Here is a 16,205-nt window from a genome sequence, read left to right on the forward strand (position 1 = left end):
GCAAATTAATTAAACAATTCTTGTGAATATTATTCTTCCTGAAGATGTTTGTAGTACACTTTGCACCTCAACTTCGACAGTTTTTCCTACGGCACGTTTACCATTTTCAACAACAATCATTGTACCATCTTCAGTATATGCTACACCTTGATTATTTTCCTTACCTTCTCTTAGAACCTGAACTTCTAATTTTTCACCTGTAGTTAACATAGGTTTTACAGCATTACTTAAATCATTAACATTTAGAACCTTAATCGATTGTAAAGTAGCAAGTTTATTAAGGTTATAATCAGTTGTTATAATAGCACATTTATATTTTAAAGCATAGTCAATTAGTAGATTATCTACACCTTTATGCTCGTTATAATTGTATTTATTATCTATTTCAAGATCAATCTCTTTCATTTTTTGGAGATGTTCAACACAATCTAACCCTAATCGACCTTTGGCACGTTTTAATGGATCCTCTGAATCTGAAATTAATTGTAATTCTTTTAATACAAACTCAGGAACAATAATCTTCCCTTCTAAAAATCCAGTTTTAGCAACATCTTGAATACGTGAATCAATTAAGGCACTTGTGTCAACAACCTTAGCTACAACTTTCTTAGTCTTAACTTTAGGTTCTTTTTCTTTAGGTTTATTTCCAAATTTAAAAGCTGTAAGGATATTTAAAAATTCACCTTCACGTCTATACCCTAGTACCAATCCTAAGTATCCAAAAACAATATAAATCACAGCTGAGATAATTCTTCCCATTATTCCTGCACCAGCTATAACATCAACTCCTGATGAAAGTAAACTGGCTAAAAGTAACCCAAGAATTAATCCTATTGTCGTGAAAACAATTTTTTGTATTGGTGTTCTTGAAAGACGATCTTCGATTCTTTTTAACATTGCTACAAATCTATCTGAAAATAATAAAGACATTAATACAAAAAATACTGTAGTTCCAATTGTAACAATGATTCTTAACATCGTCTCACTCATTGAAGTAAATATATTATAATAAATCAATGCACTAGTTGAAAGTGTTCCGACAGTTATTCCTAGAAAAAAGGAAATTGTAATTATAACTTTTTTCAACATAAAAATCACTCCTTTAAATATTTAATTGTAATTTAAAATTATTAATTATTCTCTAATAATTTTATATTGTATGATAAAGAGATATAAAACGTCTCTTCTAACTATTCTACTACATTCTACTTAAAATTAACATAATTAAGTTCAAAATAATTTAAGTATTTTTAATATTTTTTTATACTAATAGATGAATAGAGAAATTAAATTACTAAAACTCTATTCACCTATCATAATTTATTTAAAAAAAATTGCTAAAAGCTATGTCTAAACATTCTCTAATATCTTTTACCGGAATTATTTCAATCCCATCTGGAAAATCAGAATTTTTCATATTGCCTATTGGCACTATAACACGTTTAAATCCATGTTTTTTAGCTTCATTGATTCTTTGTTCTATTCTACTTACTCTTCTAACTTCACCAGTTAATCCAACCTCACCGATGAAACAATCATTCATATTAACCGCAATATCTTTAAAACTTGAAGCAACAGCCATGACTACACCTAAGTCTACAGCAGGATCATCAATTTTAACCCCCCCTGAGACTTTAACGTAGACATCTTGTTGTTGAAGTAAATACCCTGCTTTCTTCTCAAGAACAGCCATTAATAGGATTAATTTATTATACTCTAATCCAGTAGAAATTCTTCTTGGGTTATTAAAAGCAGTTGGTGTAGTTAGCGATTGTATTTCTACTAATAATGGTCTACTACCTTCCATTGTACTTATAATTGTTGCCCCTGCAAGATTTTTACTTCGTTCCTCAAGGAACATCTGCGAAGGATTAGCTAAATCTTCTAGTCCACTATGTTTCATCTCAAAAATACCGATTTCATTAGTAGAACCAAAACGATTTTTCACAGCTCTAAGTATTCTGTAACTATGTTGACCTTCCCCTTCAAAATACAGTACAGTATCAACCATATGCTCAAGCATGCGTGGCCCTGCAATAGTTCCTTCTTTAGTAACATGTCCTACTATAAAGATAGCTATGTTTAGACTCTTAGCAATTTTCATAAGTTGTTGTGTACATTCTCTAACTTGAGTAATACTTCCTGGTGAATTTTCTAGATTAGGATTATAAATTGTTTGAATCGAGTCGATAACTAAAAACTGAGGTTTTATTTTTTTTACTACTTGATAAATTAAATTCAAATCAGTTTGCGCATAAACAAAAAGTTCATCTGTATTATTTTTTAATCTATCAGCTCTTATTTTAACCTGCCTTACAGATTCCTCGCCTGTTACGTAAAGAACATCGTGTTCTTTGGCTAAATATGCTGATATTTGAAGAAGTAAAGTAGATTTCCCAATACCTGGATCTCCTCCTAAAAGGACTAACGATCCTCCTACAACTCCTCCTCCTAGGACTCTATTTAATTCACCGCTATCAGTAAGTGTTCGTGGAACATCCTGTGTAGAAACTGATTTTAGTTTCCCAGCTTCTACACGTTCTGTATCATTTGTTTTAACTTCAAATTCTGTATGTTTAGTAGCCTTCTTTGCTTCAACTACTTCTTCCATAGATGCCCATTTTTTACAATTAGGGCATCTTCCCATATATTTCAAACTTTGGTAACCACAGGCATTACATTCATATTTAACATTTACCTTTGCCATAGTTACCTCTTAGTTTTCTTTACAACAAAATTATCATTTTTATAATCAATATTAATAGTTCCAGTTAAATCTGGATTTCTTAATAGTTCTTCACTTAATAAGTCTTCAATATTTTTTTGAATACTACGTTTCAATGGACGAGCTCCATATTCTTTTATACTACCGTCTTCAACGATTTTAGCCATAGCTTTCTTAGTAAGTTTAATAGTAATATCTCTATCTGCTAATCGCTTAGATAATCCATCAATTAATAACTCTGAAATTTTTTCTAATTCTTCTTTTTCAAGAGTTTTGAAGACAATAATATCATCTATTCTATTTAAAAATTCTGGGCGATATTGTTTTTTCAATGCTTCCATCATAGTATTTTGAACATTTTTATAATCATTTTTGATAGATTCACTTCCACCAAATCCTACAAATTTTTGATCATTTAGTTCACTCACTCCAACGTTCGAAGTCATGATAATAATAGTATTTTTGAAATCTACTACACGACCTGAGGCATCTGTTAAACGTCCATCATCTAATACTTGTAATAAAATATTAAAGATAGATGGATGAGCTTTTTCAATTTCATCAAATAATACTACAGAATATGGTTTTTGACGAACTTGTTCAGACAATTGTCCCGCTTCTTCATATCCTACATAACCTGGAGGAGCTCCAACAAGTCTACTAATTGAGTGTGGTTCCATATATTCACTCATATCAATACGAATCATATTATCTTCTGAACTAAATAATGCTTCAGATAAGCTTTTCGCAAGTTCTGTTTTCCCTACACCTGTAGGTCCTAAGAAAATAAAACTTCCTATTGGTCTATTAGGTGCTTTAAATCCGCTTCTCGCTCTTCTAACCGCTTTAGCTAGACTTACTACAGCTTCATCTTGTCCAATAACTCGTTTGTGTAGAATTTCTTCTAATTTTAGAAGTCTTTCACTTTCTGTTTCTGTTAATTTAGTAACAGGTACCCCAGTCCAAGCTGCTAGAACTTCAGCTACATGATCAGCACTAATTTTTATTTTATCTTTTGATAAACTGTCTTGCCAAGAAATTTTAAATTGTTCAATTTTACTAATTACTTGGTTAACTTCATCACGTTTTTTAGCTGCTATTTCAAATTCTTGATTAATTACAGCTCTATCTTTTTCTTTATTTAAACGACTTAATTCATCTTCATATTCTTTTAATTTCTCTGGAGATTTATAAAATCTTAGTTTAACTTTAGAACAAGCTTCATCGATAAGGTCAATTGCTTTATCTGGTAAACATCTATCAGTAATATAAGTTGTACTTAACTTAACCGCTGCATCTAAAGCTTCATCTAAAATTTCTACATTATGATGTTCTTCATATTTATGGCGTAATCCTTCTAGAATTTTAATTGAATCTTCTGTATTTGGTTCTTCAACTTTAATCGGTTGGAATCTACGTTCTAAAGCTGCATCTTTTTCAAAATATTTTCTATATTCTTCAGTAGTTGTAGCTCCTATACATTGAATTAAACCACGTGATAATGCTGGTTTTAAGATGTTTGATGCATCAGCACTACCTTCAGTTCCTCCAGCACCAATTATCGTATGGATTTCATCGATGAATAAAATAATATCTCCTGCATCTTCAATTTCAGTAATGATATTTTTTAATCTTTCTTCGAATTCACCACGATATTTAGTACCTGCAAGTAAAGTTCCCATATCTAGAACCATAACTCTCTTACCCAATAAATTACTAGGAACATTTTGAGATACTATTCTTTCCGCTAAACCTTCAACAATAGCTGTTTTTCCAACCCCAGGTTCTCCAATTAATACCGGATTATTCTTAGTACGTCTATTTAGTATCTCTATCATTCGAGTAATTTCTTTATCACGAGCTAAAACAGGGTCTAATTTATTATTAAAGGCATCTTTTGTTAAATCCTTAGCTAATGAATTTAGTGTTTTAGTTTTTGCTGAACTATCTTCTGGTGCTTCTAATTTTTTAAATCCATCGAATAATTTAGACAGTAACCCCTGGCTTTGTTTTAATAATTCAAATAGTTCCGTAATTAACGCATCAACATTAACTCCTAACTTGTCAGTTAATAAACGAACAGCAGTCCCTGTTTTTTCATTAAGTAAAGATAACAGTAAGTGCTCACTTGTAACTACAAAACTAGATGTATCATCTGCAAACTGTTGACTTTTTTCTATAGTTCTAACAGCTCCATTAGTATAATCTATTTTCATTAGAACATTGCGATAAAAATCAGTACCTTCTAATTCCGCTTCATAAAAGTCTACTACGTTTTTTCTGAAGTCATCATAATAAACACCATATTTATTAAGTGTTTTACATGCTAATGTATTATTCATACTCAACATAGCTAATAGTAAGTGTTCAGTCCCTACAGCCTTAACACCAAAATCATTAGCTTCTTCTTTTGCTGTCGTTAGCACCATAAGGGCTGTTTCATTAAATCTTATGTACATAACCTTATCCTCTCTTATTATATTTTATATTTGTTAAAAATCTTATTGTTAAATCTTTTAAATTTGCTTTTGTTTTAGAAATCATCTCTTCAGCACTATTATCATCAATATGCTCTAAGAACTGATTATGCACTTCTGTAACAATCTCTACGCTATCTATAAAATGATTGTAATCAAATTTATCTATGTATTCTTTTTCAAGTAGAATTTTAGCTATTCTCATAGCTTCATCTACCTCTAAAATTTCATTATCTATTGTCTCAATTAAATAGTCTATGTAATCTTTATTTTTGTGAAGGGTTATTTTAGTAATCCTAATAAATCCTCCCCCTCCACGTTTACTTTCTATAATAAATCCATGTTCCGGAGTAAATCTCGTTTTTATTACATAATTTAATTGGGATGGTACACAGTCAAATTTTTGTGCGACATTACTTCTTTTAATAATTATATGATCTTCTGTTGCCTCATTAAATAAGTTCATAATATATTGTTCAAGAATATCTGTCATATTATTATTCATAAGGGCACCTCCTTTATTGACTAAAATTGACCTTTATTAAATTATACTACATCTACAATATTTTGTACACAAAAAACATTGATTTTTAAGCCTAAATACATAAAAAAAGAGAACGTTTTTATAAAATCGAAATATTATATAAATCAATATTATAAAGTCATTCTCTTTTTAATTTTTAATAAATTTCTATATCTAAATCACAATCTATATCTAGCTAATTAATTATTTAATTTTGATTTTCTATTAAATATTAAATTCATTACAATAGCAACTATTGTTCCTAGTACAATACCACTATCCGTAAACATACGAATAAAGCTTGGTAATTGTGAAAATGCTGTTGGTGCTGTAGTAACACCAAGTCCTAATCCAACTGAACAAGCTATTATCATAAGATTTTCCTGTTTCGCAAAATCTGTATTACCTAACATCTTAACCCCATACGCAAGTACCATACCAAACATACTAATCATCGCTCCCCCTAATACTGGTTGAGGTACGATTGTAGCTAAAGCTCCGATTTTTGGAATAGATCCAAAAACTAGTAGTAAAAGCACCATTACATACATCACTTTTTTACTCTTAACACCTGAAATTTGCACAAGCCCTACATTTTGAGAATAAGTTGTATACGGGAATGCATTTACTAATGAACCTATCATTACAGCTAAACCTTCAGCTAAGTACCCTCTTCGTAAATCTGGTTCTTTAACTTCTTGATTACAAATATTTCCTAGGGCATAATATACACCAGTTGATTCAATCATACTAACAATCCCCACTATAACAAATGTTAAAATAGCACTCATGTTAAATTCAAAACCAGTAAATTTAAATGGTGTTGGATGCTGGAACCAACCCGCTTGTGATACTTCTGATAAACTCACCAACCCCATAAAACTAGCAATAATTGTACCAGATACTAAACCTAGAAGAATAGCTATTGATTGAATAAATCCTGTAGTGAATTTATATATTACTAAAATAATTGCTAAAGTGATACATGCTAATAAAATATTTTTTGGATTCCCAAAATCTTTTGATCCTTGTCCACCTGCAATATAGTTCATCGCAACAGGCACTAAAGTAATACCAATAATCGTAACTACACTTCCTGTAACAACTGGAGGGAATAATTTAGCCACCTTTGCAAAGAATGGAGCTATTAAAACTACTACTAATCCAGAAACGAAAATAGCTCCATACATAGTTGGCAACCCAGAACTATTACCTATAGCTATCATCGGTGCTACTGCAGTAAAAGTACATCCAAGAACAACAGGTAAACCAATACCTGTAAATTTTCCTTTATATACTTGTAGGAATGTTGCTACCCCACACATGAAAATATCAACTGACACCAAATAAGTTGTTTGTTCTGCTGAAAGACCTAATCCACCAGCCACAATTATCGGAACAATAACTGCTCCTGCGTACATTGCTAGTACGTGTTGTAAACTTGATATAAAAGTTTTCAAAATTCTTATCTCCTTAGTTATATATTATTTTTTGACAAATATAACTATATAAATACAAAAAATCACCTATAATTACTTATAGGCGATTTAAAATTCTACTACAAATAATACTTTAAAAACTAGTTTAAAGTAAAATATAATAATAAGTATGCCCATAGTCATCAAATTTACGGTTTGATGGTAGAAACTTGCAAGCCATATTCTTGCCTTTATATGTGCTATATTTTGTCTGTACAATATATAATAACAATTTTCAAATTGATTTTCAAGTGTTATCCATAATTTATTTAATATTTTATTATCTATCATAGAAGAATTTAATATATTATTAGGTTCTCAAATAGAATCTTTAAGCCCCAATGACTAATCTATTACTTTTAGCTTACCTCTAAAGTCCTCTAAACTTGAGTATCCTTTTTCTTTCATGATTTCTTGTAGTTCTTTAGTTAATCTAGAAAATACTGAAACTCCCTCTTTATGTAAAGTTGTTCCTACTTGAACTAAATCTGCACCACATAGAATATGTTCGAATACATCTTTACCATTAATAACTCCACCAGTTCCAATAATTTTTATACTTGGATTTAATCTTTCTCTAAATGCACGAACATTGGCTAATGCTGTTGGTTTAATATATTCTCCACCAAGACCACCAAATCCACCTTTTGGTTTAATAACTACTTGTTCTTTATCTAAATCAATATATAAACCATTACCTACACTATTTACGCTATTTACATACGTAAGTGGATATTTATTAAGAATTTTTGCCATTTCATCAAAATGTGCAATGTCAAAATATGGTGGTAATTTAACACCTAGTGGTTTTGTAAAGAATGTGAATACCTCAGCTAATAATTTATCTGTAAGTTCAAAATCATAAGCAATCTGAGGTTTCCCAGGAACATTCGGACATGACAAATTAAACTCTGTGACCCCTTCATATTCGCTCTCTTGAATTTTCTTTAATAAACCAACATTCTCTTCATAACTCATACCAGTAACTGATAAAAACTGTAATTTTGCTCCAGATTTTTGACGCTCAATAACATAGTCTAAATAATAATCTAAACCATTATTTGGTAATCCCATTGAATTAATACTTCCTAAATTTGTATCATAATATCTTGGTTCAGGATTACCTGCTCTATAGTCTCTAGTTGCAGTTTTTGTAACAAAAGCCCCCGCTTCACTATTAGCTAATTCATCTAATTCCTCGATAGTCATACAGTGTACCCCTGATGCATTCATTAACGGATTAGATAATTCTACATCTAAAAAGTTTGTTTTTAACATTCTTCATACCTCCTATGTTTACTAACAATAGTTTATCACAAATAAATTCTAATAACCATTGTTAAAGCTAGTTTTAGATTTGTATCCAAGTAAAAAAAGAAGGAGATAAAAAATCAATTTTTTCTATCTCCTTCTATAGAAGTTAGTAATAAATAAATAATTCTTATTATGCTTCTATATAATTAATTATATCTAAATATAAATTGTCCATCTTAGGTAATATTTCTTTTATTCTATCAGAATGATTTTCTTTTAACCAAGAAGTAGGTTTTTCATATAATACTTCTGTCTTATCTTCTCTCTTAATAAGTAATAATTTAAGTGGTAGGTTAAAACTTAGATATAAGTCATCTTGCATTAGTAATGTTCCAACTTTTGGATTCCCAAAAACAACATATTGAATATCCTCTAATTCTAAATCAACGTTTCTAGCGTATTCACCTTGGTTAATATTTAGAAATTGGTGAATATTATTTTTTTCTAAATATTCATCTACTTTCGATTTTATATTTTTAAATTCGTCATTAATTAGATATTTTTCCATAATTTACCTCACATAAATACTAATATACTTTTTTAACCATATCTTAGTATAAAAAAGACATTTACACAAATAATTTGTACTTTTCTTCTAAATTTTAAAATGTTTTAATATCATTTTTTATTGAAAAAAGTAGAAATCTAAGCAACAAAGTACACCTAGATTTCTAATAAAATTTTTCTTACTTGATAAAACCTCTTTTTATTTTCTTAGATATTTTCTCGTATAGCCCAACCCTAAGCATGCTAGCAGAGCAAAACCTAATAATCCTAACATAGAATCTTTCATTCTTGTATTTGGAAGTTGCTTCTTAGATTTTCCCTTTGAGTTAGTAACTTTTACAGATTCTTGAGATATTTTATCATCTTTAATTTCTTCATTCTCAACCATTTCTTTTTTTGTTTTCTTCGCATCTACAATGTTTATGACTTTACCAATAGCATCAGTAACTTCTTTTTGTTCACCTCCTATGTTAAAAGAAATACCATATCAATATTTTTCAGTAAATTATTTTTTATCTTATTTAATACTTAAAGCTCTCTACTGCTTTTGATCTCTCAATTAGTTTTCTATACACCCTAGAATGTTCTAACAAGTAATTATGTGTTCCTTGGCACTCAACTATTCCATTATCTAAGACTATTATTTTATCTACATTCTCTATTGATTTAAGTCTATGAGAAATAACAATTACTGTTTTATTTTTTATAAGATTATTTAAACTATCTTGAATTTTTTTCTCATTTTCCACATCTAAAGCCGCAGATATTTCATCTAAAATAACAATTGGAGAATCTTTTAAAAATGCTCTAGCTATCGATAATCTTTGTCTTTCTCCTCCAGATAAGGTTGCACCATTTTCACCAACTATTGTATTGTAGCCATTTTCTAAATCATCTATAAAATCGCAACAAGCCATCTTAGCAGCTGCTATAACTTCTTCATCAGTAGCACTACTACGTCCTATTCTTATATTTTCCATAATAGACGTATTGAATAATACGACATCTTGGAAGACGATTGAAACATATTTATATAGCGTATCTGTAGAAATTTCTTTTATATCATGTCCATCAATAATTATCTGTCCATCATCATAATCATATAATCTAGATATTAATTTTAAAATACTAGTTTTACCACATCCTGAAACACCTACTAGTGCTGTAACTTCATTTTGTTTAGCTGTAAAACTGACATCTTTTAATACGGGACTTTCTTTATCATAACCAAATTTCACATTTTTTAATTCAATACCAAAATTATTCAATTTAATTTCTTTACCTTTTTGAATTTGAGTCTCTTTTATCTCTTTGATTCGTTTAATACGAGAATCTAGGTAAAATAGCTCTGTAGTATTAGCAGCCAATCCATCAACTATATCTTTCATTTTCATCGCAACGAATATATAACCAATTAAGTATAATATATTAATACTTCCACTCGCATAAAGTGCTGTACCAACTATTATTACGACTACTAAAGTTCCTTGAGCAACAACCCATGATAAAAATAAAGGTATAAATAGTACCATTTCCACTTTAAGTTTTAATTTTTCACTTATATCCATATCTTTATTTAATTTTTCTCTTATCTTATTACCTAAACCAAAACTTTTTATATCTTGTTGAAGTTCAATCGCTTCTTGGAAACTTTCAGAATTATAACGAAGTTGTTCAAAATTCTCATATTGTTTTTTTAATTGAATTTTTTTAGAAACTAGTATTAGAGAATAACTTAGAACTACAGGTATCATTATTGATAAACCTAAATATATATTTCCAACTAACATAAGTATAGACATAATTGGGAAAAATAGAATAAATCCTATAATTTTTGCCATTGCATGACTCATTGCATGCTCTATTGCTTCAACATCTTTCATAACAGTTTGACTTATATCTGATAAGTTGTGTTTTGAAAAATAAGCAAGTGGAAGTTTGCTTAACGTTGTAGCTATATCTATTCTTAAATTAGCACTTTCTTTATAGGTTGCACTATATAATGCATCGTACTCTTTAGCCAAAAGTACATATATAACAATCAGTACCACTATTGATATTACTATATATAGATATTTACTTTTAACATTTCCTAACAAAAGTTCATCTACTAATATCATAAGTAACATAGCAGGAAACATATTTGAAAAATATACTAGAAATGATAAAATACTAGCTCTTATTAAATCAGTCGCTCCTTGATTTGTTAAAGCAAACCAATTTTTAATTTTATTTTTCATAATTAACCCTCCACTCATTTGCTTTATTATATAAACTTTGGAGTTTTTTATACTCACCATCTAAAGCCATCAATTCTCTATCAGTTCCACGTTCAATAATATTCCCATTATCCATTACTAATATTTCATCAACATTTCTAATACTAGGTAATCTATGAGCAATCATAATAACTGTTTTATTTTTTATTAGATTTGAAAATGCGCGCTGTAATTCATATTCATTTTCTGGGTCTACTGCTGCACTAGCTTCATCCATAATAATAATTTTTGCATCTTTTAAAATAGCACGAGCTATAGCAATTCGTTGTTTTTCACCACCTGATAGATATACTCCTTTAGTACCTATTTGAGTTTGTTCTCTTTCTCTGAATTTATCAAGAATACTATCACATCCCGCTAAACTCATGGCATTCATAACTTCTTCATACGATGCATCAGCTTTACCAATTTTAACATTCTCATATATTGATGTTTTAAATAATTTAACATTTTGAAAAACAAAAGCAATATTATTAATTAAAGTCTCTTCAGTATATGAACTTATACTTTTATCTCCAATTTTGATAACTCCACCATCTACCTTATAAAAACCAGAAATTAGTTTTGCAATAGTAGATTTACCACTACCAGAAGACCCCACTAAAGCATAGCTCTTGTTTTCTTCTAGACTGAAACTCAAATCATTTATAATTTTTTTATCAGTATAACCAAAGCTAACATTTTCAAAGGTAATATTATAATTTTCAAACTCATTATTAGAACCAAATGTTAATTTATTACTATTCATTTCTTCAAAAATACTCTCTAGTTTTTCAATGACAGACTGTCCCATAAATGCATACATCGATACATACATTATTGCCATTAATGAAACAAACAGTGCACCGCTTAAAAACAGTACCATAATCAATTCAACAGCTAACATTTTTGGATCTTCAATATTGTAAAACAGTAAAAGAATTGGGATTACCATAGCTATAAAGCTAAAAAAGAACCATTGAAATCCAACAAAACCTCTTTTACATGACATAGCATATTCTAAAGAATATTTAGAATAATTTTTTATGGCTGTATTTAAGGCTTTAAATGATTCAACACTAATACCAAAAATTTTAATAACTTGAATTCCTCTAACATACTCTACTGTTTCACTACTTAAAGTTTCTAAAGATTCTTGATAAATCTTCATAAATTCTTTTTCACCAGTCATCATAGATAGAGATATTCCTCCAACAATACTCAGTATTATCAGAATAATCCCTACTTTTATACTAACTAAAAATCCAAGGATTAATAATAGAATTGGCATTAATATAGCTCCAGCATTATCAGGTATTAAATGTGCTACAATCATATGTGTATCCGTTGCATTATCATCTATTATTTTTCTAGTTTTTCCTGAAGGATGAGTATCAAAAAAACTAAAGCTCGCTTTTGATAATCCTTCAATTCCATATTTTCTAAGATTTGTTTCCAATCTAAATCCTAATACATGTGTTACTAATCCAGAAATTCCATATAATGTAATACCAATAATTAGTAAACCAACTATACAAAATCCATAATACTTAGCATTTTCTATATTATTATTAACAATTATTTCAATTAAAAACTTACTTAAATAATAATATCCCCATACTTTGAATACTACTGACAACATAGATAATAAAATCCCTATATATGCCAAGTATCGTTCTTTAGGAACATAAGATAAAATTTTTTTATATACTGTTAACATAATTTCCTCCTTATTTTTTTTATAAACTCCCATTTAAATTAATACTTTAACAATAATTTAAAACTCTTACATTAATTTTATCACTCTTATTTGTAATTGTAAATAATAACTATTATCAATTATATATAAAAAAGTAAAGAATTGTTAAAATTCAATTCTTTACTTTTTTATACTTATTTAGTTTTGTGAATATATCTAAGTCTATATATTCACCATTCAATACTTCGTGTTCTACTAGTGTAGCTTCTTTAAAATAACCTAAACGTTGAGGAACACTTGCACTCTTATAATTTTCAGGATGTACCCTAATTTGTAATTTATGTAGTTTTAATTCGTTAAAAGAATACTTTTCTATCATATCAACAGCTTGTGTCATTATGCCATAACCTTCGAATTTTTCACTTAGCCAATAGCCGACTTCAGCCCTTTTTGAACTTCTATTTATATTATGAAGGTCAATCATTCCTGCCACATTTTCATCTACTAGAATAATAAACATCATCATTTCTTCTTTATGAATTTTTTCTATACTATACTCAAGGAATTGTTCCTCATCCTGAACTGATTTCATATCCATTACCCAAGGTAAGTACTTTGCTAGTCTTAATCTTTCATCTACTATTACTTTATAAATATCTTCAGCATATTTTTTATCAGGTAATACTAGTTTACATTCACTACCATTGTTTAAAATAAACTTCTTTGTTTTATAAATAAACATTGTACACTCCCTATTCGTTTTCTAATTCATCTACAACTTCTTTTAATAATTCATATGAATGATGTTGAGCTTCTTCATCATAAATATATGAATTAATCATAAGCTCATCAAATCCTACTCTACGTTTTAAATCAGCAATTTGTTTTTTTACTGTTTCTTTACTGCCAATAAACGAAATTTTAGTCATTTGTTTAACTATAGATTTCTCATGATCTACTATTTCATCGTGTTCAAAAGCTATTGGTCCGAAATGTGGAACCTTCGTAGTCGCGATATAATTTTTCCAAACCGCTTCTTCTGATTGTACTGGAGGAACCATTCCTTGAGGATTACTTGTAATAATATTTAAAAATGATTGAATCTGAGTTGTTGATAATCTTTTTGCTTCTTCATCAGAATCTGCAACAACTGCATTAGCACCTATAATTACATACGGCTCGCTTAAAACTTCTGACGGTTTAAAGTAATGTCTATAAATAGCTACTGCATTTTCCATCATAGCTGGAGCAAAATGCGATGCAAATACATAAGGTAGTCCTAGTTCAGCAGCTACATATGCACTATCAGTACTAGATCCCAGAATATATAATGGAACATCAAGCCCGGCTGCTGGATATGCATGAACAGGTCGCTTATCTTTAAAATACTCTGACAGTTCTACAACTTCTTTTTTAAAATCCATCTCTCTATTAGTATTTCTTCTAATGGCACGCGCAGTATTATAATCTGTACCAGGTGCTCGACCTAAACCTAAATCAACTCTATCTGGATATAAAGTTTCCAAAGTTCCATATTGTTCTGCAACTATATATGGACTATGATTAGGTAACATCACACCACCCGAACCTACTCTAATATTACTAGTGTTGTCTAGTGTACGTTGGATTAATAACTGCGTTGCGCTACTAGCTACACTTTTCATATTATGATGTTCTGCAATCCAATATCTTTCATATCCTAATTCATCAGCCTTTTTAGCTAATCTAATCATTGCATCTATTGCATCTTTAAAATTTTCTCCTTGTCTTAATGGAGCTAAATTTAAAATTGAAATTTTCATAGTTTTTCACCTCTATTTATTTACCATTTTTAACAACTCATCTACAGCTACAATTCCTAGTTGATTTGCTGCAAGAGGACTGTCTCCAGTTATTAAGTTTCTATCTATATGAACCTGACCACTTATTGCTTCATTTACTATTTTCGCACCTAAACTTTCTAACTTTTCAGCTAATAACCATTTTAATTTTCCTGGCATATATCCAATTTCTTGGTTTGCTCCCTCATCTATACTATCAGGGAAAACAGTCATTTCATAATTTTTAAATAAGAACTCTGATTCATCAATATTTCCTGAAATTAGTGCAGCTGGGCCATGACATAGTGTTATGATTTTTTTATTCTCTTTAATTGCCCATTTAAGAACTTCTTTTACTTCACTACTTTCAGGTAAGTTAATCATTACTCCATGACCACCTGGTATGAAAACACCTGAATAAGGTGAATCTTCTGAAGTAATATTCTCCAAAATTCTATCTAATTTAACAGGATTCTCAAATTTTTCTATATATTTATTATAAAGCTTCATAACATTCTCATCTTTTTCTGGCATTGCCCACATCTCTAATTTTACAGAGTTTCCTGATAAAGTAACAATATCTATCTCAAATCCAGCAGCATCCATATGTAACATTGGTAACAATGTTTCTACAGGGTGATTACCTGTTGAAAAATACTTTCCATTAGACATTTGTAAGTATCTTTCATCTGACGCTATCATTAAAATTTTATTCTTTTCCCCTCTATACGTGTTTTCAAATTTAAAACCATCAAAATTTGTCACAGGACTCGTATATATACTCAAAGAATAGTCCGATGGGAAATACGCGTTATGTTCTGCTCTATCTTTTACTGGTTGATTTGTTAATTTTGTCATTTTAATTCTCCTAAACTTTTATAAAAATATATTTGCTTGCACAAACAAGTACATTAGTAAAATATAAAAATCAAAATAATAAATTCTGATTTTATATTTTATCACTATTTCTATTTAATACATCTGTAACTATACTCGTAGTGTTTTCTAGGTACTTTTTTCCTTTAGGTGTTAATTTTATACATACACCTCTCTTGTCCTCAGCAGAAGAAAATCTTTCTATTACACCACACGTATTCTCAAATTTAGCTAACATTCTTGATGTTGCACTTAAACTTAATGAAATCTTAGTACTTAAATCTGTCATTCTTAATATATTTCCTTCGGTTTCATTCAAGTAATGTAAGCTATAGTATTCATTTAAAGTTATTGGGTGCTCTCCTTTTGATAAGGCATCTTCTAATTCAGTACTTATTTGTTTCATATTACTATGAAATGCTATCCATTTATTTACTACTTCTTCATTATTCATTTGTCACCTCTTAATTTACTTGCGTTTGCAAGTAAATTAATATTACTACTTTTATTATTAATTGTCAATAAAAC

At 29.3% G+C, this 16,205-nt stretch carries 14 protein-coding genes and 1 riboswitch; all 14 genes read right to left on the reverse strand.

Features of this window, described 5'->3' with window-relative positions:
- Positions 1 to 9: 9 nt before the first annotated feature.
- Positions 10 to 1,089 carry a PIN/TRAM domain-containing protein gene (locus FOC48_RS05095; RefSeq protein WP_003146901.1) on the reverse strand — a complete coding sequence of 360 codons (1,080 nt, stop codon included), beginning with the start codon at positions 1,087 to 1,089 and terminating at the stop codon, positions 10 to 12.
- A 235-nt stretch (positions 1,090 to 1,324) separates the two neighbouring features.
- Positions 1,325 to 2,707, reverse strand: a complete 1,383-nt coding sequence (radA, locus tag FOC48_RS05100; protein WP_003146902.1) for a DNA repair protein RadA — start codon at positions 2,705 to 2,707, stop codon at positions 1,325 to 1,327.
- Between the two features lie 2 nt (positions 2,708 to 2,709).
- Entirely contained in the window at positions 2,710 to 5,184 is a 2,475-nt protein-coding gene (locus FOC48_RS05105; RefSeq protein WP_003146904.1) for an ATP-dependent Clp protease ATP-binding subunit, read from the reverse strand.
- A gap of 4 nt (positions 5,185 to 5,188) precedes the next feature.
- On the reverse strand, positions 5,189 to 5,707 hold the full coding sequence (locus FOC48_RS05110; protein ID WP_003146905.1) for a CtsR family transcriptional regulator: 519 nt from the start codon (positions 5,705 to 5,707) through the stop codon (positions 5,189 to 5,191).
- Between the two features lie 218 nt (positions 5,708 to 5,925).
- Complete coding sequence (locus FOC48_RS05115; RefSeq protein WP_003146906.1) at positions 5,926 to 7,185, reverse strand: nucleobase:cation symporter-2 family protein; 1,260 nt, start codon at positions 7,183 to 7,185, stop codon at positions 5,926 to 5,928.
- Positions 7,186 to 7,320: 135 nt separating this feature from the next.
- Positions 7,321 to 7,422: riboswitch (purine riboswitch) on the reverse strand.
- 126 nt (positions 7,423 to 7,548) lie between these two features.
- Entirely contained in the window at positions 7,549 to 8,481 is a 933-nt protein-coding gene (locus FOC48_RS05120) for a dihydroorotate oxidase (RefSeq protein ID WP_003146907.1), read from the reverse strand.
- A 166-nt stretch (positions 8,482 to 8,647) separates the two neighbouring features.
- Complete coding sequence (locus FOC48_RS05125; protein ID WP_003146908.1) at positions 8,648 to 9,025, reverse strand: DUF302 domain-containing protein; 378 nt, start codon at positions 9,023 to 9,025, stop codon at positions 8,648 to 8,650.
- A gap of 198 nt (positions 9,026 to 9,223) precedes the next feature.
- A complete protein-coding gene (locus FOC48_RS05130; protein ID WP_003146909.1) occupies positions 9,224 to 9,412 on the reverse strand; it encodes a hypothetical protein in 189 nt (62 codons plus the stop codon).
- Between the two features lie 133 nt (positions 9,413 to 9,545).
- Positions 9,546 to 11,264 (reverse strand): ABC transporter ATP-binding protein, encoded by a 1,719-nt coding sequence (locus tag FOC48_RS05135; RefSeq protein ID WP_003146910.1) that lies wholly within the window; start codon positions 11,262 to 11,264, stop codon positions 9,546 to 9,548.
- Complete coding sequence (locus FOC48_RS05140; protein ID WP_003146911.1) at positions 11,254 to 13,002, reverse strand: ABC transporter ATP-binding protein; 1,749 nt, start codon at positions 13,000 to 13,002, stop codon at positions 11,254 to 11,256. The genes FOC48_RS05135 and FOC48_RS05140 overlap by 11 nt, the downstream gene beginning before the upstream one ends.
- A gap of 151 nt (positions 13,003 to 13,153) precedes the next feature.
- Entirely contained in the window at positions 13,154 to 13,723 is a 570-nt protein-coding gene (locus tag FOC48_RS05145) for a GNAT family N-acetyltransferase (protein WP_003146912.1), read from the reverse strand.
- A gap of 10 nt (positions 13,724 to 13,733) precedes the next feature.
- Entirely contained in the window at positions 13,734 to 14,783 is a 1,050-nt protein-coding gene (locus tag FOC48_RS05150; RefSeq protein WP_003146913.1) for an LLM class flavin-dependent oxidoreductase, read from the reverse strand.
- Between the two features lie 12 nt (positions 14,784 to 14,795).
- Positions 14,796 to 15,659, reverse strand: a complete 864-nt coding sequence (gene hchA, locus FOC48_RS05155) for a glyoxalase III HchA (protein ID WP_003146914.1) — start codon at positions 15,657 to 15,659, stop codon at positions 14,796 to 14,798.
- Positions 15,660 to 15,750: 91 nt separating this feature from the next.
- Positions 15,751 to 16,131 (reverse strand): MarR family winged helix-turn-helix transcriptional regulator, encoded by a 381-nt coding sequence (locus tag FOC48_RS05160; protein ID WP_003146915.1) that lies wholly within the window; start codon positions 16,129 to 16,131, stop codon positions 15,751 to 15,753.
- Positions 16,132 to 16,205 lie beyond the last annotated feature (74 nt).

This window comes from Gemella haemolysans (genome assembly GCF_012273215.1).
Lineage (GTDB): Bacteria > Bacillota > Bacilli > Staphylococcales > Gemellaceae > Gemella > Gemella haemolysans_A.

Bases quoted from the DNA above. Each gene is read 5' to 3' on its own strand.
- FOC48_RS05095 (WP_003146901.1), bottom strand. From the start codon at position 1,089: ATGTTGAAAAAAGTTATAATTACAATTTCCTTTTTTCTAGGAATAACT.
- radA (WP_003146902.1), bottom strand. From the start codon at position 2,707: ATGGCAAAGGTAAATGTTAAATATGAATGTAATGCCTGTGGTTACCAA.
- FOC48_RS05105 (WP_003146904.1), bottom strand. From the start codon at position 5,184: ATGTACATAAGATTTAATGAAACAGCCCTTATGGTGCTAACGACAGCA.
- FOC48_RS05110 (WP_003146905.1), bottom strand. From the start codon at position 5,707: ATGAATAATAATATGACAGATATTCTTGAACAATATATTATGAACTTA.
- FOC48_RS05120 (WP_003146907.1), bottom strand. From the start codon at position 8,481: ATGTTAAAAACAAACTTTTTAGATGTAGAATTATCTAATCCGTTAATG.
- FOC48_RS05125 (WP_003146908.1), bottom strand. From the start codon at position 9,025: ATGGAAAAATATCTAATTAATGACGAATTTAAAAATATAAAATCGAAA.
- FOC48_RS05130 (WP_003146909.1), bottom strand. From the start codon at position 9,412: ATGGTTGAGAATGAAGAAATTAAAGATGATAAAATATCTCAAGAATCT.
- FOC48_RS05135 (WP_003146910.1), bottom strand. From the start codon at position 11,264: ATGAAAAATAAAATTAAAAATTGGTTTGCTTTAACAAATCAAGGAGCG.
- FOC48_RS05140 (WP_003146911.1), bottom strand. From the start codon at position 13,002: ATGTTAACAGTATATAAAAAAATTTTATCTTATGTTCCTAAAGAACGA.
- FOC48_RS05145 (WP_003146912.1), bottom strand. From the start codon at position 13,723: ATGTTTATTTATAAAACAAAGAAGTTTATTTTAAACAATGGTAGTGAA.
- FOC48_RS05150 (WP_003146913.1), bottom strand. From the start codon at position 14,783: ATGAAAATTTCAATTTTAAATTTAGCTCCATTAAGACAAGGAGAAAAT.
- hchA (WP_003146914.1), bottom strand. From the start codon at position 15,659: ATGACAAAATTAACAAATCAACCAGTAAAAGATAGAGCAGAACATAAC.
- FOC48_RS05160 (WP_003146915.1), bottom strand. From the start codon at position 16,131: ATGAATAATGAAGAAGTAGTAAATAAATGGATAGCATTTCATAGTAAT.